Raw genomic sequence first — 23,143 nt, forward strand, 5'->3', positions numbered from 1 at the left:
CACTCCCATGGCTATCCCTAAAATTCTTGGTATTTCTGGCTCGCTGCGTGAGGCGTCGTTCAACACGCAACTAATTAAGGCGGCGATTGCCTCTTATGGCACCGCCGATGTCGAAATAGCGGATCTCAATCTTCCGCTTTACGATGGTGATCTGGAAGCCAAGGGTATTCCCGAAATGGTGACGAAGCTCGGCGCTCAGATCGCGGCAGCAGATGTGTTGATTGTTGCAAGCCCTGAGTACAACAAAGGCATTTCCGGTGTTCTCAAAAATGCGCTGGATTGAGTGAGCCGCGTACCTGGCACTGTGTTCACAGCCAAATCGACTTTGCTTATTGGCGCGGCAGCGGGTCGCACGGGCGGCGAAACAGCGTATTTCATGACGCGTAACTGCTTGTCACAGCTCGGTGCTGTGGTCCTTGCAACACCAGCCGTATTGGTCGCTGGCGTCCACAATGAATTCAACGAAGATGGCACGTTGAAAAGTGAGCAGTATCAGAAAAGCTTAGATAATGCTGTCATAAGTCTGCGCAACGTAATAGCGCAGCGTTAACGCAAAGATGCCTCTGGCCGGAAGTCCTCTGGTATCCGATCCGTTCCGTTTAAGATCAAATCAGCCATGATTTCGGCGATTTTGGGGGCCATACCAAAGCCGATTTTGAACCCGCCATTCGCGATAAATGTATCTTTTCGGATCGGGTGATGACCAATCATCGGCGCGCGCGATTTGGAGCGGGGCCGTACACCCGCCCAACGTTCAATCACAGGCGCATCCTGCAGTACAGGAAATGCATGTTTTGCGCGCGAAACAACGTCGTCTAGCTGTTGATCTGTGCTGGTGGGGTCATCAAACAGGCGTTCACTGGTCGAGCCTATCGCGACAGTGCCATTGCTATGCGGGATGATGTGAAGCGCGTCTGCGAATAGCTGCGGCGCATTGGGGGCGGTGGCAAATTGAAGAACGGCCGCCTGTCCTTTGACGCCATTGCCCACGGGTTGCTCCATCTGTTCGGCAAGTTCCAGCAGTCCACGCCACCCTGTCGCCTCCACGATGATGCCGTCCGGCGCACCTTCAGCAACAACATCGCAGCCCTTGCTTGCCAAAGCTGCCACCAAAGCCGCACAGGTCATGCGCGGATGCATTTGACCGCTGAGCGTGTCATGGATCACCAAGCCGCTTTCACTTTTGGGCGACCACGTGCCAGCGGCCTTCACAATCTCAAACTTTGCCAAGCCCTGCCAAAGCTGTTTCGCACCCACTCGTCGCGTTTTCGCGCGTTCCAATGCGCGGTCATCGTTTATCGGTTGCAAGCGCCCTGAACGCGCGTAACCCGTGCTTAACCCACCCGCTTGTTCAACGGCGCCCCAATAGCGGTTCGCCATAATCAGACTCTCGAATTGAAACTGCTTTTTGTCGTTCCAATTCTCGGGGGTATGTGGGGCCAAAGCCCCCACGACACCACCGCTGGATCCTGCACCAACGCCATATGGATCAATCACTTGCACCGTTGCGCCGCGCGTCACACAGCTCCACGCGATGCTGAGCCCGAAGATGCCCGCGCCATAGATCGTGATATCGGCCATTGCCATTTGCGCGCCCTCATGTCCAATGCACTTGGATACGCTCGTAAGGCAAGAACGCATGAACGACCAGACAAGCAAACTCGATTGGAACGAAGATGGCGTCCCAATTTCGCAGCGTTTTGATGATCCTTACTATTCGTTTCAGGATGGATTGGCCGAAACGCGCCATGTGTTTTTGGGGGGTAATGATCTGCCTGCGCGTTTTGTGGATGGGTTTCATGTGTCTGAGCTTGGGTTTGGCACGGGTCTGAACTTGCTTGCGACGTGGCACGGGTGGCGAGACAGCAATGTTGATGGCACGTTGCATTTCACCAGTTTTGAGGCTTTTCCCTTGGACATCGCAGAGATGCGTCAAGCGCTTGAAGCGTTTCCAGAGTTGGCAGAGTTGGCGGGTGAATTGCTTGATGCGCTGACCCCAGAAGGTGTGCAGCTTAAGGATTTGAACTTTACGCTTATCACTGGCGACGCACGCGAAACATTGCCGGCATGGCGTGAAAAAGCGGACGCTTGGTTCCTCGATGGTTTCTCACCCGCGAAGAACCCGGAACTCTGGGAAGCGTTTTTGCTCAGCGAAGTCGGCACACATACAAACCTCAACGGAACCTTTGCCACATACACTGCCGCGGGCTTCGTGCGGCGCGCGTTAAGTGACGCAGGTTTCGCGGTTGAGCGCGTCACAGGATTTGGACGCAAGCGCCACATGAGCGTAGGAAGCAAACCCGCATGAGCCAAAACAACGCGCCCGTTGGTATTAGCCTGATGATCGCGACCACCTTCGTGTTTGCGATGCAGGATGGCATTTCCCAGCATCTCGCGCGCGAATACAATGTGATGATGATCGTTATGGTGCGTTACTGGTTCTTCGCCGCCTTCGTCATTACCATCGCGTCGCGCAGCAAGGGTGGATTGCGCAAAGCGGTGCAAACGGGTCAGCTCAAGATGCAGATCTTTCGTGGCGTGCTTCTGGCGGCAGAAATCTGCGTCGCCGTGCAAAGCTTCGTCTACATCGGATTGATCGAGAGCCATGCGGTTTTTGCCTGCTACCCTCTTGTTATCGCCGCACTTTCAGGCCCAATTTTGGGTGAAACTGTCGGCTGGCGGCGCTGGGTAGCGATCGGTGTTGGCTTTATTGGGATGTTGATTATTCTTCAGCCGGGCACGGGTGTATTTTCGCCCTACGCATTGATCCCCTTCGTGTCTGCGTTGATGTTCGCGCTCTATAGTATGCTTACACGCTATGTGGCGCACAAGGACAGCGCGGCGACCAGCTTTTTCTGGACGGGCGTGTCGGGCGCTGCGCTGATGACAGCCGTGGGTTTTGCGTTCTGGGAGCGGATAAGTGGAGTGGATTGGGCTTGGATGGGCTTGCTATGTTTGACAGGGGCTGCGGGGCATTTCTTGTTGATCAAAACCTATGAAGCCGCAGAGGCGAGCGCGGTCCAACCCTTTGCCTATTTGCAACTGGTTTGGGCCTCATCCCTAGGGCTTTTGATCTTCGCAGAACAATTGCGCTTGAACGTTGTCATAGGCGCATCGCTGATCGTGATGGCTGGAATCTTCACTCTTGTGCGCGAACGTATGGCTGCGCGCCGCGTTTGAGACTTGCGCGCAACGGGCGTGCGTGTTTGCCTATGCGCAAACGCAAATAGGAGACCTGACATGGCTGGAATTTTTGAGAGCAAACTTGCTGAATTGGGCGTGACCCTTCCCGATGCACCTGCACCTGCGGCGAATTATGTGCCCTTCGTGCAAGTGGGGGAATTGGTGCATGTATCGGGCCAGATTTCTAACAATGCCGATGGTTTCATTACAGGCAAACTTGGCGACACGATGAGCGCTGAAGAGGGGGCTGTCGCCGCCAAAACCTGCGCGATCGCGCTTTTGGCGCAAGCCAAGGTAGCCTGCGGCGGTGATCTGGATCGTTTGGTGCGTGTCGTGAAATTAGTGGGTTTCGTGAACTCCACCAGCGATTTTGGTGATCAGCCGAAGGTCATCAATGGTGCGTCTGATTTCATGGTGGAAGCACTAGGCGATGCTGGACGTCATGCGCGTTCTGCCGTGTCAGCTGCGTCTTTACCATTTGGTGTGGCTGTCGAGATCGAAGGTATTTTTCAGATCAAATGAACCGCCTTGGTCCATCATTCCTGCGCCAACCTCTGGCTCACCGGGCATTGCACGATGTGAAAGACGCGCGACCGGAAAATTCGCGCGCAGCGATCAAAGCGGCGATAGAGGCGGGCTATGGCATCGAAATTGATGTGCAATTGTCCAGCGATGGCGCGGCAATAGTGTTTCACGACTACGACTTGAAACGCCTCGCCAAGGACAGCGGTCCGATCCAGCAACGCTCCGGTGCTGACTTAGGTCGGGTGATCTTGCGCGGCAGCGATGAGGGTATTCCGACGCTGGCGGAAGTGCTTGCCTTGGTTGCGGGCGGTGTACCTTTGATGATTGAGATTAAGGATCAAGACGGCATTATGGGCGCAAATGTTGGCCGCTTGGAGCAAGCGGTTGCGCGTGACATTGAAGGCTATCAAGGCCCGCTTGGCGTGATGTCGTTCAACCCACATTCGGTGCAACAAATGGCCATCCATGCACCGCTTGTGCCGCGTGGGATCGTGACAAGTGCTTACACTGCTGAGGATTGGCCGCTGCTGCCAAAAGGTACGCGGAATCGGCTGCGCGAAATCCCTGACTTTGACTCTGTCGGGGCCTGCTTTATCTCTCATGAGATAGAGGATTTAGGAGCTCCGCGCGTGGCAGATCTCAAAGCAAGAGGCGCAGATGTTCTGTGCTGGACCGTCAAGAGCGAGGTGCAAGAAATACGCGCGCGCAAAGTCGCTGATAACATCACCTTCGAGCAATATTTGGCAAAGCTCCCAACCTCATGAGCGACACGCCCGTCGAAATCGAGATTGTTCAAAGCCTGTCGCAGATCGCGGCTGAAGACTGGGACGCCTGCGCCTGTCCAGAGGCTAATGAGGGTGGCGCGCCGTTTGATCCGTTCACGACCCACCGGTTTCTATATGCCCTAGAACAAAGCGGATCTGTGGGTTCTGGCACGGGCTGGCAGCCGCAATACCTGACTGCGAAACTCCACGGGGAATTGATAGCTGTCACGCCGCTTTACGCAAAATCGCACTCGCAGGGAGAATATATTTTCGATCACAATTGGGCGCATGCTTACGAGAATGCGGGTGGGCGCTATTACCCGAAATTGCAGGTTGCTGTGCCCTTTACGCCTGCGACGGGACGGCGTTTGTTGGTGAAGCCCGCGTTCGAACAGGTTGGGCAGTCTGCATTGATCCAAGGCGCAGTGCAATTGGCTGCGAACAACGAAATTTCATCGCTGCATCTAACGTTCTGCACCGAAGAGGAGATGCGCGCCGGTGTTGAAATGGGGCTCATGGGGCGCTTCAGCCAGCAGTTTCATTGGATTAACGATGGCTATGAGAGCTTCAGCGCTTTCCTTGCCTCGCTCGCCTCTCGCAAACGCAAGAATATCCGCAAAGAGCGTGAGCAGGCCAATGCATTTGGCGGCACGATCCAAGCCTTAACCGGCGATCAAATCAAGCCCAAGCACTGGGATGCCTTCTGGCAGTTCTACCAAGACACAGGCGCGCGCAAATGGGGCACGCCGTATCTCACTCGGCAATTTTTTGATATCGTTCAAGACACCATGCGCAATGATGTCATTCTTGTGCTTGCGGAACGCGATGGGGTGCCTGTCGCAGGGGCCTTGAATTTCGTTGGACGAGAGGCGCTTTATGGCCGTTATTGGGGCTGCGTTGAGGATCATCCCTGCCTGCATTTCGAACTGTGTTATTACCGCGCTATCGACGTCGCGATCGAGTTGGGCTTGAAACGTGTCGAAGCGGGTGCGCAGGGCGAACATAAATTGGCGCGCGGATATCTCCCTGTGACCACCCATTCGCTGCATTGGGTTGGCGACAAGGGTTTTTCCGACGCCATCGCGCGTTACTTACAAGAAGAGCGTAAAGCGATTGAGCAGGATATCGAGGTTCTCACGGACTATGGCCCGTTTAAGAAAATCCAAGTGGAGGAACAGCAATGAGCGAGAGACTATTTGACGACACGCGCGGCCCTCTGCTTGACCCGCTATTCGCGACAGGCTGGGCTATGGTGAAGGGACGCGATGCGATTGAGAAACGCTACAAGTTCAAGAATTTTGCAGATGCATTCGGCTGGATGACCCGCGCGGCGATTTGGTCGGAGAAATGGGATCACCACCCGGAATGGTTCAACGTTTACAACAAAGTACACGTGGTTTTGACCACCCACTCTGTGGATGGCCTAAGCGCACTGGATGTTACGCTAGCGCGCAAATTTGATAGCCTCTAGGACTACATAACGTCCAACAGACCTTCGCCTGCGGAGATCTCGCATTTGCCCGGGCGGTCCTCATTGAGCTGCGTCACAACGCCGTCTTCGATCAACATCGCGTAACGCTTGGAGCGCGCGATGAAGCCTGCGGAGGGTGCGTCAAAATCCATACCAATCGCTTTGGTAAACGCACTTTCCGCATCCGAGAGCATGGTGATGCCAGCCGCAGTAGCACCCGTTGCTTCGCCCCATGCTTTCATCACGAACGGGTCGTTGACGGAAACGCAAATGATTTCATCCACGCCTTTTTCGGTGAACTGATCTTTGGTGCGCATAAAACTTGGCACGTGCGCAGAGTGGCATGTCGGTGTGAACGCGCCCGGCACCGCGAAAATCACGACTTTGCGCCCTGCGGTCTTATCCGCCAAAGCGACAGGCGCGGGGCCTGCGTCACCCAATTGGACCAAAGTGGATGTCGGCAAGCGGTCGCCTTTTGAAATTGTCATGTGGATACCTTTTCTGGGAATTGCGTTCGACTTCCCCAACGATATAGAGTCTGCGCAGTCAGACGCCACAAGTTTTTAGAAGGGATCGTGCTAATGGCACATTTTGTGATCATCGGGGCAGGGCAAGCAGGGTCCTCGCTTGTTGCCAAATTGCGCAGCTCTGGTTTTGAGGGCGAGATCACTTTGATCGGCGAAGAGCATGTGCCGCCCTACCAGCGCCCGCCTTTGTCTAAAGCCTATTTGCTGGGCGACATAGCTTTGGAGCGCTTGTTCCTGCGCCCTGAGAGTTTTTATGCAGATCAGAATATCACGTTGCAAATGGGAGCGGCTGTCACATCGATTGATATGGCCAAGCGCGAAGTGCATTTGGGTGATGATGTAATATCCTACGATCAACTCGCACTCACGACTGGCTCTCGTGCGAACACCTTGCCTGCCTCTATTGGCGGTGCTTTAGACGGCGTATTCACCGTGCGCACCTTGGCGGATGTGGATGCGATGGCGGATCATTTCAACGTTGGCAAACGTGCGCTGATTGTGGGTGGCGGCTACATCGGACTAGAAGCCGCAGCAGTCGCGCGCAAGATGGGGGTCGAAGTGACTGTCGTTGAGATGGCCGAGCGCATTCTACAGCGTGTCGCAGCGCCTGATACCTCTGATTATTTCCGTGCACTGCATCAATCGCATGGTGTTAAAATCTTAGAGGGCGTTGGCCTCAAAAGCTTGAACGGCGAGGGCTATGTGAGCGGTGCCACACTGGCGAATGGCACAGAGCTCGACGTTGATTTCGTGATTGTCGGCGTTGGCATCACACCTAACGTCAGCCTTGCTGAAAAGGCAGGTCTAACCATTGAAAACGGTATTGCGGTGAATGAACAAGGATGCACGTCTGATCCCAACATCTGGTCGGCTGGTGATTGCGCCTCGTTCGACCTGCGCGGTGCGCGACGTCGTCTTGAAAGCGTACAAAACGCGATTGATCAGGCGGAAGCTGTTGCTGAAAACATGTTGGGAGCGGGCAAGAGCTATACACCGAAACCGTGGTTCTGGTCGGATCAATACGATGTAAAACTGCAAATTGCGGGGCTGAACATTGGTTATGATAGCGTCGTTGCGCGCCGCGACACTAAGTCACCAGCGATCTCCTTCTGGTACTATAAGGACCACACGCTCTTGGCCGTGGACGCGATGAACGATCCACGCAACTACATGATCGGCAAACGCTTGATCGAGGCCGGAAAATCACCCACGCCTGACGTCATCGCCAACCCAGATACCGATATGAAGGCCCTGCTAAAAGCGTGAGGATCATCGGTGGAATTTTTCGTGGTCGCGCGCTCGCCTCTGTTGGCAAAGGCGACGCAGGCGCGCATCTGCGACCGACGACGGACCGCGTGCGCGAGAGCTTGTTTAACGTGCTGATGGGCGGACGTTATGGCGATCCGATCACAGATATGCGCTGCCTTGATTTGTTTGCAGGTACCGGCGCGTTAGGCTTGGAAGCGTTGTCGCGCGGTGCGATCCACACAACGTTTGTTGAAACGGGGCGTAAAGGCCAAAGCCTGATCCGCGAGAATATTGCATTGTGTCAATGCAAAACCGAAACCAAGCTTTTTGCACGCGATGCAACGCGTTTGCCTGTCAAACCTGATGCACCTTATGACCTGATCTTCCTTGACCCGCCTTATGGCAAATCCATGGGCGAAGCTGCGTTGAAAAGCGCACTGGCTGGTGGTTGGATCGCCAAGAACGCGCTTGTCCTATGGGAAGAAAGCGCAGACATCATCCCTCCGCCAGAATGCGACCTCTTGGAGACCCGCAAGTTCGGCGGCACGAATATCAGCTTTCTCAGCACATAAAAAATGGCCCCTTCTCAATATGCAAAGGGACCAGTGGGGTCGGGGGAGATATCTAGAATGTGAGTGCTTTTACCACTCAGAAGGTCCTTTATCAGCGAACGATTGAACGAGGAAACGAATGAATGCGCGCACTTTTGGTTGTGTAAAGCGGCCCGGTGGATAAACGGCGTAGATGCCTTGCGTTTCTGTGCGAAGCTTGGGGATCGCATCAACAACCAAACCTTGCTCCATCGCCTCTGAGTACAAAAAGCTTGGAAGATACGCGATACCAAGTCCCGCAATCGCGGCGTTTAGCAAGGACTGCCCGTCATTCACGCTCAGCCAGCTAGCGGTGCGGGTCTGACGTTTTTCGCCGGAAGGTGCGGTGACTTTCCATACGTTGCCACTGGATTGGTTCGAGTAACGCAAAAGCTTATGATCATTGAGATCGTCGATCTTCTCTGGCCGACCATATTTCTCAAAATAGGTGGGGAGGCGATTATGCGCTTCGTCGTTTCAGTCAATTTGCGTGCCCGAAGCGAGCTGTCTTCCAACTCACCAATTCGCACGGACATATCAAAGCCCTCTGAAATCAACTCTACATAGCGGTTATTCAGGACCATATTGATGGTGATATCTGGAAACTCGGATAGGAAATCGCCAAGCACGGGGCTGAGGTGATTAACTCCAAAGTCTGTCGCTACAGAGATATGTAGCAAACCCGAAGGCGCGGATTGCATGGATGTGACCAACGCATCCGCCTCACCTGCATCATTTAAAACGCGACGAGCGCGGTCGTAATAGGCAAGGCCGACTTCTGTTGGGCTTACACGTCGCGTTGTGCGATTCAAAAGGCGCGCACCAAGGCGTGCTTCATGTGAAGAGACGTGCTTTGAAACGGCAGATTTTGATATTCCCATCTTCTTTGCAGCGTCTGTAAATCCACCTTGGTCCACAACTGTGGCGAAGGCTTCCATTTCTGTCAGGTGATCCATTTCGTCTACCTTTGTGTTCCTGTGTCTGGAATAAGGTATCAGCTTCAAAAGGGGCGCGATTGGGGCGCTCCCTAGACAACGCTAGGGTATTGTCGGGGATAGTTTGCGGCATGGAAACAGCGGATGTGGTTCCTTTTTCCAAAAATATCTCGAGAGGGCGCGGGGGGCTGGCCCCCTGCCGAACTCTTAGTTTTAGAGCGAGGCAGCCAATCGCGTCCCCTGATTAATCGCGCGCTTTGCGTCCAGCTCTGCGGCAACATCCGCGCCACCGATTACATGACATGGGACACCCTTGGCCTCCAAGGCATCCGCAAGCGAACGTTCTGGCAATTGCCCCGAACATAGTACAATCGTATCCGCCTCGATAAGCTGTGGGTTCTCGTGAGTCTCACCAAAGGACACATATAACCCGCCTTCTTCGATGCGCTCATAATTCACACCGCCAATCATTTTGACGTTCTTCATTTTCAAAGCTGCGCGGTGGATCCAGCCCGTCGTTTTTCCCAAACCCTTGCCGTGTTTCGTGGCTTTGCGTTGCAACAACGTCACCTCGCGTGCTGGCGCATCAGGTTTTGGACCGCTCAGGGCGAGGCCACCAGGCGTCTCGGACGGATCGCCGACGCCCCATTCTTCTTTCCAAGCGTCCAGATCAACGGCAGGGCTGACACCCTCGTGCACCAAAGTTTCCGCAACATCGAAGCCAATGCCACCCGCGCCAATAATTGCGACGCGTTTGCCGACTTCAGCCTTTCCTCGCAGCACATCTATATAGGAGAGCACGTTTGCCCCGTTTTGACCAGGAATGCCAACGTCACGCGGGACCACACCGGTCGCGATGATCACCTCATCGAAATCAGCCAGATCGTCCGCATTCACCTCTGTGTTCAAACGCACATCGACACCAGAGGTCGCCATCATTGTGCGATACCAATCAACGAGGCCCCAGAACTCTTCCTTGCCGGGGACCTGTTTGGCCATGTTCAATTGACCACCGACATCGTCTGCACGATCAAACAGAGTCACGCTATGGCCTCGCTCTGCGGCCGTCATAGCGGTACTCAGACCAGCTGGACCCGCACCAACCACAGCGATCTTTTTCGCGTCAGCGGTCGGTTCGATCACTAGCTCGGTTTCATGGCAGGCTCGGGGATTGACCAAGCAAGACGTCATCTTGCCGCCGAAGGTGTGATCGAGACAGGCTTGGTTACACGCAATACAAGGCGCGATTTGATCGGCCTTGCCGGCCATTGCTTTACTCACGAACTTCGCATCTGCGAGGAAAGGCCGCGCCATGGACACCATATTCGCGGCACCGCTGCTTAAGACCTCTTCAGCCACTTCAGGCGTGTTGATGCGGTTAGAGGTGATGACAGGGATGCTGACCTCGCCCATCAATTTTTTGGTGACCCAAGTGAAAGCCGCACGTGGAACAGAGGTGGCAATCGTGGGAATGCGCGCTTCGTGCCAGCCAATGCCTGTGTTGATTATCGTCGCGCCCGCGTCCTCGACGGCTTTGGCGAGCAGGATCACTTCGTCAAAGGTTGATCCATTCGGCACCAAATCAATCATCGAGAGGCGGTAGATGATGATGAAATCTGTGCCGACTGCTTCACGCACGCGGCGTACAATCTCTACAGGCAGGCGCATGCGATTCTCATAAGTGCCACCCCAACGGTCCGTGCGTTTGTTTGTATGAAGCGCGAGAAACTGGTTAATGAAATACCCCTCAGAGCCCATAATCTCCACGCCATCATAGCCCGCTTGCTGCGCGCGCGTGGCGACGACGATGAAGTCGTTGATCTGTTTTTCGATGCCTTCTTCATCCAACTCTTTTGGTGGGAAGGGCGAGATCGGGGATTTTACAGCGCTCGCAGAAACGCACTCAGGGCCGTAAGCATAACGTCCGGCATGCAGGATCTGCATTGCGATCTTGCCGTCAGCCGCATGGACGCGGTCCGTGACGATCTTGTGGTTGGCGATGTCCTGATCATTGAACAAACCAGCGGCGCCGGGGAAAACGCCGCCCTCTTTGCTGGGGGCCATGCCGCCCGTTACGATCAACGCGGCCTGACCGCGTGCGCGATCTGCGTAGAACTCTGCGACACGATTCCAGTCTTTGCTTTCCTCGAGGCCGGTGTGCATCGACCCCATCAAAACGCGGTTTTTCAGCGTGGTAAAGCCAAGGTCAAGGGGGGCTAGCATGTGCGGATAGTCGGTCATAGGTATCTCCCAAAGTTGGGAGCAGAGTGCGCAGACCAGAGAGCCATGTCACCTGAAACGCAGCGTCACCTTGCTTACGTAATTTTAGAGCAGGTCAACTTGTCTATGTCGTCTCAGCACAGTAGCGACGAAAAGCGCGTTTGACCATATCCAGCTCTGCACGCAGTAGCGCAACTTCGGCACGGATATCTTCACTGACCGCATCGCCTGCGATAATGGTGTAACTGTCGAGTGTTTCGCCCGTGTCGCGATCAAAGATCAGAAAGGTCTGCGCACCGTCGCTAATCAGCTCGATTGGGATCGGAACGCGCACTGACCATTGGTTTGGCTCCCCGGTTTCTTTCAAGCGCAATTCGCCCAAAGGCTTATCAAGATGCGTGACCCCTAGATCAGGTTGCTCTGTGTTCTCGTCTACGGCCGTCAGCACACCTTCCCAAACACCCTCAAACAGGCGGGTTTTGCTTAGCTCAAATGCGCTCATCTGGAAGGTCTTTCTTTTGACAGTGTTTCATGGCTGCTAAACGTCCGCCCTAGGTCGGCGGGTCAGCGCGAGGTTGCGCAGCGTGACTTGGTTCATTTGCGGGCCTTCAAAGATCAGATCAAGCCACATGCTATCCACGCGCTTTTCATTGAGCTTCGTGTAGGTAAGGTCGAATTCCACTATTGGCACCGTATCATTCAGCGGCAACTCACGCACAACTTGTTCCGTGTTCGGGCCATGCTTGATGTTCAAGCGCGCAAAAATTTCGAGGGGTTTTTCTAACTCCATGATCGGTTTAAGGCGGATCAGATGTTTGCGTTTCAAGCCGGACACGCTCGCTTCTGGAAAATCAATCACCAAAGACAGGAATGATCCTTCAAAGTTGAAAACACCCACACGCAGGCCGTCGGGGGCTAAATCTACCTCGCGTGTATTGCGGAGTTGGCGCAATGATAGTTCCGAAAAATCGCAATCGTAGTGTAGCGAGATTTTCCCGCCAAGCATCGATTTGCTCGGCACTAATGCCATGCCTTGTTCTGGCAACGGGCCAGACCATGCTTCCGGGCACCAGGCCTAATCTGAATCGTGTGATGTCTGGATCGCCTGACTGCCGATTAGAGGCAACGCCAAACGGTTGTCAGCAACATGTACAAAGGGGTTGAGATGCACGAGCAATCGACGCGCACGTGCCCTTTGTTTGTGAAACACAGATACGGGAGTATTTTTGGCAGCATCCACAACACGCGCTAACGGCGAATGGAACGTTTGAACAGAATTCTATTCAAAAAAGACGGTTTACCCAATGCCATGGTATTCAGTTACCTGCCTTGCTGCGGCTCTTTCCGTTATTCTAACCAAATTAAGAGTGGTTTAACAAACGTGCAATGATGCCTTGGCCACCTTTTTTTTCTGGCTCAACCGTATCGGTCGTTGAGCTTTCAGCAACATCTATAGGTTGAATATTTTCCGAATTTGCATCTTTGCTCTCGGGCTCGCCGCGGCCAAACCCGAACAAAGATCCACGTTTCGCAGAAATTCCATGCGCAAGCGCTGCCAAGAGTTCAGCACCTTTGTTGCCTGTTAGATCGGACCCTTTCGGCGCAAATAGGCTGAGTAAAACAAGGCGCGTATCTAGTTCAGTCGCGCCGCGCCAATGGATCGGATCGGCGGGTGCTAAGACTTCATCACCGCCGGTTGCCAGCTGAGCCAAGGCGAGATTGCCCCTTTGCTTTGTCTGAAGTGTCTTGCGTGGCATCGCTGCGCTTGCAAGATCTTGCGCGCTGGGAGCTGTTGCACTTTCCCCACGCCGAGAGGAGACTTGGACGCTCATTACTGCTATGTCCGTACCTCCGCTTTTGCCATCAAGCGAAGAACATTGCGCTAGCATTGCCGAGCTGCCTTGCAAGCCGCTGCTGACAGAAGTTTCGTCAATACAGTAGCCCTTTGGCGCAGTCAGCTTGATTGCGCCCAGTGCCAGCGTGGTTTGTGTAGTCTTCAGGATCACAACGCCGCTTGGCGTGCCTTCTGCTTCGCCTTTTTGTGCAAAGGATAGGCCCTCACCGCCCACACAGGCGCCAAGGGATACACAGATGAGCAGCGCAGGGCCCGACTGGCGAGCTTTGCTTAAGTCGAGATCACAGATCCCAATACGCATGCTTTTCTGCCTTGCCGCCAGGATGCGTGACCGCACCCTTGTAGATTTCGCCAACTTGATCCGCATACTTCCAAAGCGCGCCAGAGGCATAGATCGTCTCACGCGGGCCTTTCCAATCGGCACGGCGCTTGGCCATCTCTTCGTCAGAAATATCCACGTCCAACGTACCTTCAACCGCATCAAGCGTGATCACGTCACCTTGCTGGAGCAGGGCAATCGGACCGCCATGTGCAGCTTCGGGACCAACGTGACCCACACAGAAGCCACGGGTTGCGCCAGAGAAACGACCGTCAGTGATCAGTGCCACCTTCAGACCCATGCCCTGACCGGAAAGCGCAGCTGTTGTTGCCAACATTTCGCGCATACCGGGACCGCCTGCAGGGCCCTCGTTACGGATAACGAAAACATCGCCCTCTTTATAAGTGCGGTTTTGAACCGCCTCAAAGGCGTCTTGTTCGCACTCAAAGATACGCGCGGGGCCAACAAAACGCTGATGCTGCGCGGCCATGCCTGCAACTTTCACAATCGCGCCTTCTGGGGCGAGGTTGCCTTTGAGGCCCACAACGCCACCAGTCTTGGTGATTGGCGTTTCAACAGGATAAACCACACGGCCATCAGCCTTCAGCGTGTGCTTGTCGAGTTCTTCACCAATGGAATAGCCCGTCGCGGTCATGCAATCTGCATGCAACAAGCCAGCACGGCGCAGCTCGTTCAAGACAACGGGAACGCCGCCCGCCTCATAGAGATCCTTGGCAACATACTGACCACCGGGCTTGAGATCGACGAAATATGGCGTGTCGCGGAAAATATCGCAAACATCTTCAAGGAAGAAATCAATGCCTGCTTCATGCGCCATCGCAGGCAGGTGCAGACCTGCATTTGTGGAACCCCCCGTGCAAGCAACAACACGCGCTGCGTTCTCAAACGCTTCGCGTGTGCACACATCACGTGCGTGAATGCCTTTTTCAATCAGGTTCATCACGGCGATTCCGGAGGCCTTGGAATATTCATCACGGCTTTCGAACGGGGCAGGGGCACCGGAGGAATTCAGCAACGCAAGGCCAATAGCCTCGGACACACAGGCCATCGTGTTAGCGGTGAACTGACCACCACATGCACCAGAAGATGGGCAAGCCACACGCTCTAGGATTTCAAGCTCTGCTTCGGTCATTGTGCCGTTTTGTTGATGACCCACGGCTTCAAACATGTCCTGAACCGTAAGATCGCGATCTGCATAAGACTCTGGAACCTTCGCGCCGGCAGGTGCGCGACCCGGCAGGATGGAGCCACCGTAGACAAACACGGACGGCACGTTGAGACGGATCATCGCCATCATCATGCCTGGCAAGGATTTGTCACAGCCCGCAAGGCCCACAAGCGCGTCGTAGCAGTGGCCACGCATGGTTAATTCAACCGTATCAGCAATCGCTTCGCGTGACGCCAAGGAGCTGCGCATGCCTTCATGACCCATCGCAATGCCGTCCGTGACCGTGATGGTCGTGAATTCACGCGGGCTGCCAGAGGCGGCTTTGACACCCATCTTTGCGGCCTGTGCTTGACGGTTCAAAGAAATGTTGCACGGCGCGGCTTCGTTCCAGCATGTGGCAACGCCTACCAAGGGCTGGTGAATTTCTTTCTCAGACATGCCCATCGCGTAATAATACGAACGATGTGGCGCGCGCGCTGGCCCTTCTGTGACATGGCGGCTTGGCAATTTGCTTTTGTCGAACTTGGTCATAGTGGGCTCTCCGAAATATGCGTTGAAGAGTGGATAAATCAGCGAAGGCAAGGTCGCAAGGTGCGACGTGATGCTGCATTGGAATTGAAACGCGACCGGCAAAGCACATGTCGCGAAAACCCGCATTCTGTTTCAGCATGCCAACGGCTGCTTTCGGAAGGGGAAACGCGATACGAAGATGGTCAAAACGGATGATCCTCAGTTTTGTTTTGTCGTCTTCGATGGCATCGGAAAAGTCTAATCCGTTCTTTGGCTTTAATTTCCTCCTCACCCCAATTGCCATTAATTGGGTGTGTTGGGGCGTAAGTGAGGCTGATTTATTAGCGTTTGAGACATATTTTTTCGAGTTTCCAGAGGACGCTAAAACGGCAAAGGGCTGACCGAGATTTTGGGTGGCACGTTGTCTAAAGACAACGAAATGAGACTATTTAACGCGGCAAGACAGCTCAAGGTGGTAACTCGAAATTTTGAAATGAAGACCGATGATGCATCAATTGATCAAGGCGAGGCATGGTCGGAGTTCTGGGAAGTTGCGGAGAGGCTGCAGTGGCTGTTATCAATTGATTTGCTGAAACCGCAAAGGCTTTTGCGGGGAAATTGTTTTAATAATAAAAGAAGTGCGGCTTCGCTTTGTGAAATGCTTAAGTACGCACTAGCGCCGAGCGCTACGGGAGCCTAAATGTAGGCAATATGCTCAAGACAATCTTCTCTTTTGACTACACGGCCCATGACCGCTTTGTCGCGCCTGCGCGGGAGAAGGCACAGCTGTGGTGTCTGTTTGTCGGGTTGATTGCAACGGCTGGCATTCTGATGATCTGTTCCCCGTTGATCTGGCAGTTCCTTTATTATGTGATGAGCGATGAAGGCTATCGAGCCCTCTACGAGGACTTGGAGACACTGTTGCTGCCGCAAAGCGTTTTGGTTTTGTTGTTTTCGTTCGGCATGATCTGGATCGCGGTGGCGGCTGTTGTTATCGGTTTGCATCGACGACGTCCCGAGACATTGATTGGCCCACCGACAATCGCGTTCTTGCAAGCAAAGTTCGTGATTGTTGCACTGCTTTTGGTGATGGGTGCTTTGATGGCTCTGCCGCCTTATGGGCATGATCCCGCGTTGCTAGATGGATTGGCTTTTGCGCAATGGTTGACGTTTTTGTTGCCCGCGCTGATCGCTGTGCTGATCCAAGCCAGCGCGGAAGAGGTTCTGTTTCGCGGATACATCCAACAACAACTCGCGGCCCGTTTTGCGCATCCTGCGGTGTGGATGGTGATCCCGTCGGTCTTGTTTGGTCTCGCGCACTATTCACCTGGAACCTATGGTGGCAATGCGTTGCTTGTCGTGATTTGGGCCAGCGTATTCGGAATGATCGCTGCGGATCTTACCGCGCGTTCAGGCACGCTCGGGCCTACGATTGCCGTTCATTTTGTCACAAACGTCTCGGCGCTTTTGCTGATCGCGCCACAGGGCGAAATGTCGGGTCTTGCGCTTTATCAATATCCCTTCACCGCAAACGACGAATCAGCGATCCGCTCGTTCCTCCCCATCGACTTTGCGGTGATGATCGTGTGCTGGCTTGCGGCGCGCCTTGCGCTTAGGCGCTGATTGCAATTGTGGCCAAGGGCCTTTATCTGAATCCGAAAGACTAACGCAGGAAAGGGTCTGCGATGAACTGGATCTCCAACTACGTCCGACCGCGGATCAATTCGATTTTCTCCCGTCGCGAGACGCCAGAAAACCTGTGGTCCAAATGCGACGAATGCGGAACAATGCTGTTTCACCGCGAGTTGAGCGGCAACCTGAACGTTTGCACATCGTGCGGTCATCACATGGCGTTCACTGCGCGAGACCGTTTTGAATCGCTGTTCGATGGCGGTATCTTTACCGAAGTTGACGTGCCAGAGCCTGTCGCTGATCCTTTGCAGTTCAAAGATCAAAAGAAATACCCCGATCGCATGAAAGCCGCCCAGAAAGGCACGGGCGAGAAAGAAGCTATGCTTGTCGCCGAGGGCGAAATTGGACGCACACCAATCATTGCGGCCTGTCAGGATTTCTCGTTCATGGCGGGGTCTATGGGCATGTATGTGGGCAACGCGATTATTGCGGCGGCTCAGCGGGCGGTTGATACGGGCAAACCTTTGGTTCTGTTCTCTGCGGCAGGTGGCGCGCGTATGCAAGAAGGCATTCTCAGCCTGATGCAAATGCCGCGAACGACAGTGGCTGTGCAAATGCTGAAAGAGGCAGGGCTGCCCTATATCGTGGTGCTAACGCATCCGACAACTGGTGGTGTGACGGCCTCCTACGCGATGCTCGGTGATGTTCAGATTGCGGAGCCCAATGCGCTCATCTGTTTTGCAGGCCCGCGCGTGATTGCGCAGACTATTGGTGAAAAGCTGCCCGAAGGCTTTCAACGTGCGGAATACTTGTTGGAGCACGGTATGCTGGATCGTGTGACCAAGCGTACGGAAATGAAAATGGAGCTGGTGCAGATCATTCGTATGTTGATGCACTTGCCGCCCCCCGTGATGGGCGATTTACCAAAGCCATCCGAGCCCCCCGAACTTGCCGCACCAACCGAGGCAAGCGATGAGGTTCCCGAGGACGCGAAAGCGTGAACCATGCAACATCGGACGTTATTCTAGAGCGGATGATGAAACTGCATCCCAAGGTTATCGACCTTGTGCTGGATCGATGCAAGCGTTTGCTGAACGCGCTGGGCAATCCGGAACGTCGCTTGCCACCTGTCATTCATATCGCAGGCACTAATGGCAAAGGCAGCACGCAAGCGATGATGCGAGCGGGTCTTGAGGGTGCGGGTAAATCCGTACACGCCTACACCTCGCCCCATCTTGCGCGTTTTCATGAACGTATTCGCGTCTCGGGTGAGTTGATCACCGAAGACTATCTGACCGAAATCCTGGATGAATGCTACCACGCCAATGCCGGTGAAAGCATCACCTATTTCGAAATCACCACTTGCGCGGCCCTGCTCGCTTTTGCGCGCCAAAAGGCAGACTACACGCTGGTAGAAGTTGGCCTTGGTGGGCGTGTGGATGCTACCAATGTGATTGATAGGCCTGCGTTGACTATCATAACGCCTGTATCCATCGACCATCAGCAATTCTTGGGCGACACTTTGCCAGAGATCGCCGGTGAGAAGGCGGGCATCATTAAGCGGAGTGTGCCTTGTATCGTTGGTCCGCAGAAAGACGCAGCCCTTGAGGTTATAGAAGCCAAAGCTGCGCGTCTAGGCGTGCCTGTGTTTGTGTATGGACAACACTGGCACGTCAGCACCGAACGTGATCGTCTGATCTATCAGGATGAAACGGGTCTTCTGGACCTGCCCACGCCTGCGCTTTTGGGGGAGCATCAAGTGCAGAACGCAGGGGCCGCGATTGCCGGTTTACGCACGCTTGGATTTGGCGAAGAAGCCTGCACGGCTGCGATGACCGACGCTCAATGGCCTGCGCGTATGCAACGATTGAAAACAGGGACTTGGGCCGATCGCTCACCCGCGCTCGAACTTTGGTTGGACGGGGGGCACAATGCCTCCGCTGCGCTGGCGATTGTGGATGTTTTGGCAAAGCTGCCAAAGCGCGACACTCATGTGATTTGCGGGATGCTGAATACCAAGGATGTAAGCGGCTATATGCGCCCGCTCGCGGCGCAGGTCGCGCAATTGCATGCTGTCGATATTCCCGGTGAGATCAACACGCTCCTGGCTAATGTCACAGCCCAATCTGCGCGTGATGCAGGCATTCCCGCTCAAGAGGCCAAGTCGGTTGAAGACGCATTGACGCAAATCGCAAAAACTACCCCTACGGCGCGTGTCTTGATTTGCGGATCACTCTATCTCGCAGGACACATTTTACGCGAGAACGGTTGACCATTTTTTTGATGCTCAATGGATTGTTTTATGAATAAAATGCAACCACAATAATACACTGACCGCGCGAGTGCAAAAATTTAGCCTCAGCGCAACGAAAATGGAAAAACGTTTCGAGCAGGTATGAGTAAAATAAAGTCAGTCAAAGGCGCTTTTGCGTAAGCTTTCCGGGTGGCCGCCCTAACGCTTTTGCTATCACTGCAAAGTGCGGTAGTAGATATTGTACGTGGTCTGTCCAGAGTTGAATTTGAGTTTGGTGGTCAAGCCTTTAGCATCCGCCGAGGTGCTGGCGGGGATGCAGCCTTACCAAACAGATATTATCAAGCAACACGCAAATGTCCCGAACATTGCATCGAACCCGCGACAGCGGCACCGGTTGTGGCGACACTCAGTGAACTCGAAGTCTTCACTTTCATGCAACAAAACGTCTCTACGGGAAGTGGCCTGCTGGTTGATGCGCGTTTGCCAGCGGAGTTTTCGGGTGGCTCAATTCAGGGTGCTATTTCTGTGCCTGCTGCAACGCTTGTGAAAAACAATCCGTACCGTGAAGATCTTCTGCTGGCGCTCGGTGTAAAAGGCGCGCTTGGTCAGATGGATTTCTCGAGTGCGTTTGATCTTTTAGTATTCGACGATGGTCCTTGGTCGCCCCCGGCACGCTAAGCTGTGCAACTGCTTCTGGATGTCGGATATCCGGCGCAAAAGATCCTCTGTTATCGGGGTGGATTACAGATGTAGCACATTTTTGGGTTAACGGTTTCAAAGTGAGTATCAGATCATGATGCGTGGTTTCTTGATTTTCGCCTTCTTCACAATCTCAACGGTGCTGGTCATTGTTTTGCAACCCGGTCCACGGGACGATTTTGCTTATCAGGAAAACCCCAAGCTCTTCTTGAAACCAGTCGCAATCAAATGCAGGTGATCGATAAGCCACGCGAAGACACACTTCTAACAATGCCCGATGATGTCATCTTTGAATTGAAATCGGGCGGAACAGAGCAATCTGTTCGACCCGTAGTCGCGTCGGAAGCGGCGGACACAGGTGCAGCTTTGAATCGTTTTCAAGCGACATTGGCGACTCACATAAACACAAATTCTGCCGTGAGTGATGCATTGGCTGAAGCGACAACAGTTTTTCAGCAACCCTCAGTCCAGCCGCAAGCGAGCATACACGCCATTGCGCCGGAACTTCGTGATATGAGCTGGCAAACGCTCAATGCGCTCGACAGCATTGGACATGTGTCCAAAGCACCGGGCCAGCAGGGAAGTCTTCTGAACTCTATCGTGCGTCGCTCCATGGGGCATGTGGATGGTACGCTGATTGTCAGTGCGCCGTCCTCGCAAATGCGCATTGAGCCAAGTGCTCCGGCCGTCGCAATCGACAACGCATCCGTCCAGCAAGTGTCGCGCCCGCAAATCGCTGCGAATTCAGGATTGCAGAACTATACGGTCTCATCGGGTGACACATTGGCATTGATCGCGATTAAACTCTATGGTTCCGCCTTTGCGACTGATCAGCTGTTGCAATACAGATCCTCGCTGCGTCAAAATTCAAATGCGCTTCGGATTGGTCAACAGTTGAATTATCGCATGCCCCAGGGCTGCCACGAGATTGGGCAAATCTTCGAGAAAGCAACGCTTCTGAAAATAAATTTCGGCGCGACTTTGCCTGACCGAGTTAGCTGTTTCATTGTGATTTCAGTTTTTCTTCTAACATCTGTTTCGATTTTCTAGAGTCGTAACAAGGGCTTGTGGTTTTCACACTTCAACCTGTGATTTCCACCGAGGCTTGATCAGGCAGCACGCCAGATTTTGTAGCGTCCAAATCGCGAATCACAGAATGTTGACTAGAACGAATCGATTCGCTTATATCTGATTCCCAACCGGACCCGCGTGACGCCTGCCAGCCTCACATGAACAGATTTGGTCCGTTGGGGAGAAAGCGAATGCACCGACACATGCGGATAACGAGTTTTACGTTGCGCGATGTTATGTCCCAAAAAAGTTAAAATCTAAGATCCCTCCGAAGACCAACGTCTCATCGAGCGGCGTTCGGACAACGGGACTTAATAACAGGCAAAGACTTGAGGGGGCGTTCATCGTCCCTTCTTTTTTGAGTTGCTGCCAAAGGCGCTCTATGAACGCTTGCACAGTGCACGCAGTGGAGACGGATATGACCCCAATCAAGACCCTCGCAGAGCTAGAAGCGATCTACACCAAACCGGTCCCGCGCTCGATTGAAAAAGTGGTCACAACAATGACCCCGCACTATCGCGCTTGGATTGAAGCGTCCCGCTTTGTAGTGATCTCTACGGTTGGGCCGGAAGGCACGGACGCCAGCCCGCGCGGTGATGATGGGTCTGTCGTTGAAATACTGGATGACCAAACCGTGCTGCTGCCCGATTGGTTCGGTAACAATCGCATTGATAGCCTGCGCAATATTGTGCGCGACGAGCGGGTCAGCCTTATGTTCATGATCCCCTCTATCACCAATGTTGTGCGCATCAACGGCACTGGGATTGTCACAACAGATCCTGCCACATGTTCGCGTTTTGAAAAAAAGGGCAAGCTCCCGCGCTCTGTCGTCGTGATGAGTATTGGTGAGATGTATTTCCAATGTGCCAAAGCGCTGATGCGTTCGGGCCTCTGGCAAGGTCTAGGCTGCGATACCAAAGTGCCCACAGCGGGTGACTTCGTGAAAGAACTCGATGCGTTGTTTGATGGCAAAGCCTATGATGACGAATACGCAAAATATGCCAAACCACGGATGTGGTAAGGATCTAGTCGAGTCCCCAATCCGCACTTTGCATTTCGCGCAAACGGCTCGCGGTGCGTTCAAATTCAAACGCGCCCGTACCTTCGACGTATAGCATTTCTGGCGTCGCCGCAGCGGAGGCGATCAATTGTACGTGCGCTTCGTAAAGCGCGTCGATCAACGTCACAAAACGTTTGGCTTCGTTGAAGTTGTTACGGCTCAGACGTGGGATATCTTCTAGCACCAACACACGCGCGGCCTCTGCGATAGTCAGATAATCCGCAGGCCCAAGGGGAGCGCCGCATAGATCAAAGAACTTCGCACGCGCGACACCGTTGTGAAAGCCAGGCAAGCGTACTTTGCGCCCCTGCACAATCAGGTCGAGCGGTTTCGCCTTGCCCTCAGTCAACCGCTGCCAGATCTCCTCAATCTGTGCACGTGCTTCTGGCCCGTTTGGCGCAAAAAAGACGGGAGATCCTGACAATCTGTCCTGACGGTAATCCGTCGGACTGGCGAGCTCCGCGACCTCCATCTTGTCCTTTAGAAGATCAATAAAGGGCAAGAACAACAGGCGGTTCAGACCATCCTTATAAAGATCGTCAGGCACGCGGTTCGAGGTCGTTACAATCACAACGCCGCTTTGCATGAGCATCTCGAACAAGCGGCCAACAATCATCGCATCCGTGATATCGGTAATCTGCATCTCGTCAAACGCAAGCAGTCTGATATCAGTGCTAACCGCCTGTGCGACGGGTTGTAGTGCGTCCTCAACACCATCTTGGCGCGCCTTGTGCATCCCCGCATGAATTTCCTGCATAAACGCATGAAAATGCACACGCCGTGCGGGCACAGGGGAAGCATCAACGAACAGATCCATCAACATCGATTTGCCGCGCCCGACACCGCCCCAAAGATATAGCCCCTTTGGCGGCGGTGGCGCTTTGCGAAAGAACCCAGTTTTGACAGGTTCCGCAAGCGCTGCACGAATGCGTTCAAACTGTGTCAACGCAAGTTCCTGCACGGGATCAGCCGTCAATTCACCACTTGCGACGCGCGCTGCATATATCTGCGATAAAGTCTCCATGCCCCCCTCTACCGCGCAAATGGTCTTGCGAAAAGAGGGCAGGCAATTGACCCGCTAAGGAAAAAGC

General features: G+C 53.9%; 24 protein-coding genes and 2 pseudogenes. 17 read left to right on the forward strand and 9 right to left on the reverse strand.

Annotated elements, in window-relative coordinates; genetic code table 11:
• The first annotated feature begins 7 nt into the window (after window positions 1-7).
• On the forward strand, window positions 8-283 hold the full coding sequence (locus QZ280_RS16240; RefSeq protein WP_365734197.1) for an NADPH-dependent FMN reductase: 276 nt from the start codon (window positions 8-10) through the stop codon (window positions 281-283).
• Window positions 284-550, forward strand: coding sequence for a hypothetical protein (locus QZ280_RS16245; RefSeq protein WP_365734199.1), 267 nt, complete (start codon window positions 284-286; stop codon window positions 548-550). It abuts the gene before it with no gap.
• Here QZ280_RS16245 and QZ280_RS04360 read toward each other — a convergent pair.
• A complete protein-coding gene (locus QZ280_RS04360) occupies window positions 547-1,587 on the reverse strand; it encodes an FAD-dependent oxidoreductase (RefSeq protein WP_293441314.1) in 1,041 nt (346 codons plus the stop codon). The two genes, QZ280_RS16245 and QZ280_RS04360, sit on opposite strands and share 4 nt — an antisense overlap.
• Before the next feature lie 52 nt (window positions 1,588-1,639).
• Here QZ280_RS04360 and mnmD point away from each other — a divergent pair, with 52 nt between their 5' ends.
• The 6 genes from mnmD to QZ280_RS04390 are packed head-to-tail and all read left to right on the forward strand — an operon-like array spanning window position 1,640 to window position 5,943.
• A complete protein-coding gene (gene mnmD, locus QZ280_RS04365; protein ID WP_293441315.1) occupies window positions 1,640-2,308 on the forward strand; it encodes a tRNA (5-methylaminomethyl-2-thiouridine)(34)-methyltransferase MnmD in 669 nt (222 codons plus the stop codon).
• Window positions 2,305-3,180, forward strand: coding sequence for a DMT family transporter (locus QZ280_RS04370; RefSeq protein ID WP_293441316.1), 876 nt, complete (start codon window positions 2,305-2,307; stop codon window positions 3,178-3,180). The genes mnmD and QZ280_RS04370 overlap by 4 nt, the downstream gene beginning before the upstream one ends.
• Before the next feature lie 60 nt (window positions 3,181-3,240).
• A complete protein-coding gene (locus QZ280_RS04375; protein ID WP_293441317.1) occupies window positions 3,241-3,705 on the forward strand; it encodes a RidA family protein in 465 nt (154 codons plus the stop codon).
• A complete protein-coding gene (locus QZ280_RS04380) occupies window positions 3,702-4,472 on the forward strand; it encodes a glycerophosphodiester phosphodiesterase family protein (RefSeq protein WP_293441318.1) in 771 nt (256 codons plus the stop codon). The genes QZ280_RS04375 and QZ280_RS04380 overlap by 4 nt, the downstream gene beginning before the upstream one ends.
• Window positions 4,469-5,656 (forward strand): GNAT family N-acetyltransferase, encoded by a 1,188-nt coding sequence (locus QZ280_RS04385; RefSeq protein WP_293441319.1) that lies wholly within the window; start codon window positions 4,469-4,471, stop codon window positions 5,654-5,656. Before QZ280_RS04380 ends, QZ280_RS04385 begins: the two co-directional genes overlap by 4 nt.
• Window positions 5,653-5,943, forward strand: coding sequence for a 4a-hydroxytetrahydrobiopterin dehydratase (locus QZ280_RS04390; protein WP_293441321.1), 291 nt, complete (start codon window positions 5,653-5,655; stop codon window positions 5,941-5,943). Before QZ280_RS04385 ends, QZ280_RS04390 begins: the two co-directional genes overlap by 4 nt.
• Before the next feature lie 2 nt (window positions 5,944-5,945).
• On the opposite strand, the gene QZ280_RS04395 is transcribed toward QZ280_RS04390, so the two are convergent.
• Window positions 5,946-6,431 carry a peroxiredoxin gene (locus QZ280_RS04395; protein ID WP_293441322.1) on the reverse strand — a complete coding sequence of 162 codons (486 nt, stop codon included), beginning with the start codon at window positions 6,429-6,431 and terminating at the stop codon, window positions 5,946-5,948.
• 93 nt (window positions 6,432-6,524) lie between these two features.
• Between QZ280_RS04395 and QZ280_RS04400 the strand changes: the two genes are divergently transcribed.
• Together QZ280_RS04400 and rsmD are read left to right on the forward strand one after the other, a co-directional pair.
• Window positions 6,525-7,736 (forward strand): FAD-dependent oxidoreductase, encoded by a 1,212-nt coding sequence (locus QZ280_RS04400; protein WP_293441323.1) that lies wholly within the window; start codon window positions 6,525-6,527, stop codon window positions 7,734-7,736.
• On the forward strand, window positions 7,733-8,290 hold the full coding sequence (gene rsmD, locus QZ280_RS04405) for a 16S rRNA (guanine(966)-N(2))-methyltransferase RsmD (RefSeq protein WP_293441325.1): 558 nt from the start codon (window positions 7,733-7,735) through the stop codon (window positions 8,288-8,290). Before QZ280_RS04400 ends, rsmD begins: the two co-directional genes overlap by 4 nt.
• Window positions 8,291-8,359: 69 nt before the next feature.
• Here the strand turns inward: rsmD and QZ280_RS04410 are convergent.
• The 6 genes and pseudogenes from QZ280_RS04410 to ilvD form a co-directional block, all read right to left on the reverse strand.
• Window positions 8,360-9,264, reverse strand: a pseudogene (locus QZ280_RS04410) (LysR family transcriptional regulator).
• Window positions 9,265-9,456: 192 nt separating this feature from the next.
• Complete coding sequence (locus QZ280_RS04415) at window positions 9,457-11,484, reverse strand: FAD-dependent oxidoreductase (RefSeq protein WP_293441327.1); 2,028 nt, start codon at window positions 11,482-11,484, stop codon at window positions 9,457-9,459.
• Window positions 11,485-11,587: 103 nt separating this feature from the next.
• Window positions 11,588-11,965, reverse strand: coding sequence for a hypothetical protein (locus tag QZ280_RS04420; protein WP_293441329.1), 378 nt, complete (start codon window positions 11,963-11,965; stop codon window positions 11,588-11,590).
• Between the two features lie 36 nt (window positions 11,966-12,001).
• Window positions 12,002-12,774 (reverse strand): annotated as a pseudogene (locus tag QZ280_RS04425) (DUF6478 family protein).
• Between the two features lie 50 nt (window positions 12,775-12,824).
• Entirely contained in the window at window positions 12,825-13,619 is a 795-nt protein-coding gene (locus QZ280_RS04430; protein WP_293441331.1) for a hypothetical protein, read from the reverse strand.
• Window positions 13,600-15,357, reverse strand: coding sequence for a dihydroxy-acid dehydratase (gene ilvD, locus QZ280_RS04435; protein ID WP_293441333.1), 1,758 nt, complete (start codon window positions 15,355-15,357; stop codon window positions 13,600-13,602). The genes QZ280_RS04430 and ilvD overlap by 20 nt, the downstream gene beginning before the upstream one ends.
• Before the next feature lie 418 nt (window positions 15,358-15,775).
• Between ilvD and QZ280_RS04440 the strand changes: the two genes are divergently transcribed.
• From QZ280_RS04440 to QZ280_RS04470, 7 genes are all read left to right on the forward strand, one after another.
• Entirely contained in the window at window positions 15,776-16,036 is a 261-nt protein-coding gene (locus tag QZ280_RS04440) for a hypothetical protein (RefSeq protein WP_293441335.1), read from the forward strand.
• Window positions 16,037-16,047: 11 nt separating this feature from the next.
• Window positions 16,048-16,959 (forward strand): CPBP family glutamic-type intramembrane protease, encoded by a 912-nt coding sequence (locus QZ280_RS04445; protein WP_293441337.1) that lies wholly within the window; start codon window positions 16,048-16,050, stop codon window positions 16,957-16,959.
• 62 nt (window positions 16,960-17,021) lie between these two features.
• Window positions 17,022-17,969 carry an acetyl-CoA carboxylase, carboxyltransferase subunit beta gene (accD, locus tag QZ280_RS04450; protein ID WP_293441339.1) on the forward strand — a complete coding sequence of 316 codons (948 nt, stop codon included), beginning with the start codon at window positions 17,022-17,024 and terminating at the stop codon, window positions 17,967-17,969.
• Complete coding sequence (locus QZ280_RS04455) at window positions 17,966-19,240, forward strand: folylpolyglutamate synthase/dihydrofolate synthase family protein (RefSeq protein WP_293441341.1); 1,275 nt, start codon at window positions 17,966-17,968, stop codon at window positions 19,238-19,240. Before accD ends, QZ280_RS04455 begins: the two co-directional genes overlap by 4 nt.
• Before the next feature lie 171 nt (window positions 19,241-19,411).
• The gene (locus QZ280_RS04460) at window positions 19,412-19,900 is read left to right on the forward strand and encodes a rhodanese-like domain-containing protein (protein ID WP_293441342.1); all 489 of its coding nucleotides are present in this window, start codon (window positions 19,412-19,414) and stop codon (window positions 19,898-19,900) included.
• Between the two features lie 255 nt (window positions 19,901-20,155).
• Window positions 20,156-20,971 carry a LysM domain-containing protein gene (locus QZ280_RS04465; RefSeq protein WP_293441344.1) on the forward strand — a complete coding sequence of 272 codons (816 nt, stop codon included), beginning with the start codon at window positions 20,156-20,158 and terminating at the stop codon, window positions 20,969-20,971.
• 403 nt (window positions 20,972-21,374) lie between these two features.
• Window positions 21,375-22,013, forward strand: a complete 639-nt coding sequence (locus QZ280_RS04470; RefSeq protein WP_293441346.1) for a pyridoxamine 5'-phosphate oxidase family protein — start codon at window positions 21,375-21,377, stop codon at window positions 22,011-22,013.
• Window positions 22,014-22,017: 4 nt separating this feature from the next.
• Here the strand turns inward: QZ280_RS04470 and zapE are convergent, their stop codons facing one another.
• Window positions 22,018-23,076, reverse strand: a complete 1,059-nt coding sequence (gene zapE, locus QZ280_RS04475) for a cell division protein ZapE (RefSeq protein ID WP_293441348.1) — start codon at window positions 23,074-23,076, stop codon at window positions 22,018-22,020.
• Window positions 23,077-23,143 lie beyond the last annotated feature (67 nt).

This window comes from Planktotalea sp. (assembly GCF_018607995.1).
GTDB lineage: Bacteria > Pseudomonadota > Alphaproteobacteria > Rhodobacterales > Rhodobacteraceae > Planktotalea.

What these genes read in the sequence shown, in the direction of transcription:
- QZ280_RS16240 (WP_365734197.1), top strand. Translation starts at nt 8, where the DNA reads ATGGCTATCCCTAAAATTCTTGGTATTTCTGGCTCGCTGCGTGAGGCG.
- QZ280_RS04360 (WP_293441314.1), bottom strand. Translation starts at nt 1,587, where the DNA reads ATGGCAATGGCCGATATCACGATCTATGGCGCGGGCATCTTCGGGCTC.
- mnmD (WP_293441315.1), top strand. Translation starts at nt 1,640, where the DNA reads ATGAACGACCAGACAAGCAAACTCGATTGGAACGAAGATGGCGTCCCA.
- QZ280_RS04370 (WP_293441316.1), top strand. Translation starts at nt 2,305, where the DNA reads ATGAGCCAAAACAACGCGCCCGTTGGTATTAGCCTGATGATCGCGACC.
- QZ280_RS04375 (WP_293441317.1), top strand. Translation starts at nt 3,241, where the DNA reads ATGGCTGGAATTTTTGAGAGCAAACTTGCTGAATTGGGCGTGACCCTT.
- QZ280_RS04380 (WP_293441318.1), top strand. Translation starts at nt 3,702, where the DNA reads ATGAACCGCCTTGGTCCATCATTCCTGCGCCAACCTCTGGCTCACCGG.
- QZ280_RS04385 (WP_293441319.1), top strand. Translation starts at nt 4,469, where the DNA reads ATGAGCGACACGCCCGTCGAAATCGAGATTGTTCAAAGCCTGTCGCAG.
- QZ280_RS04390 (WP_293441321.1), top strand. Translation starts at nt 5,653, where the DNA reads ATGAGCGAGAGACTATTTGACGACACGCGCGGCCCTCTGCTTGACCCG.
- QZ280_RS04395 (WP_293441322.1), bottom strand. Translation starts at nt 6,431, where the DNA reads ATGACAATTTCAAAAGGCGACCGCTTGCCGACATCCACTTTGGTCCAA.
- QZ280_RS04400 (WP_293441323.1), top strand. Translation starts at nt 6,525, where the DNA reads ATGGCACATTTTGTGATCATCGGGGCAGGGCAAGCAGGGTCCTCGCTT.
- QZ280_RS04415 (WP_293441327.1), bottom strand. Translation starts at nt 11,484, where the DNA reads ATGACCGACTATCCGCACATGCTAGCCCCCCTTGACCTTGGCTTTACC.
- QZ280_RS04420 (WP_293441329.1), bottom strand. Translation starts at nt 11,965, where the DNA reads ATGAGCGCATTTGAGCTAAGCAAAACCCGCCTGTTTGAGGGTGTTTGG.
- QZ280_RS04430 (WP_293441331.1), bottom strand. Translation starts at nt 13,619, where the DNA reads ATGCGTATTGGGATCTGTGATCTCGACTTAAGCAAAGCTCGCCAGTCG.
- ilvD (WP_293441333.1), bottom strand. Translation starts at nt 15,357, where the DNA reads ATGACCAAGTTCGACAAAAGCAAATTGCCAAGCCGCCATGTCACAGAA.
- QZ280_RS04440 (WP_293441335.1), top strand. Translation starts at nt 15,776, where the DNA reads ATGAGACTATTTAACGCGGCAAGACAGCTCAAGGTGGTAACTCGAAAT.
- QZ280_RS04445 (WP_293441337.1), top strand. Translation starts at nt 16,048, where the DNA reads ATGCTCAAGACAATCTTCTCTTTTGACTACACGGCCCATGACCGCTTT.
- accD (WP_293441339.1), top strand. Translation starts at nt 17,022, where the DNA reads ATGAACTGGATCTCCAACTACGTCCGACCGCGGATCAATTCGATTTTC.
- QZ280_RS04470 (WP_293441346.1), top strand. Translation starts at nt 21,375, where the DNA reads ATGAACGCTTGCACAGTGCACGCAGTGGAGACGGATATGACCCCAATC.
- zapE (WP_293441348.1), bottom strand. Translation starts at nt 23,076, where the DNA reads ATGGAGACTTTATCGCAGATATATGCAGCGCGCGTCGCAAGTGGTGAA.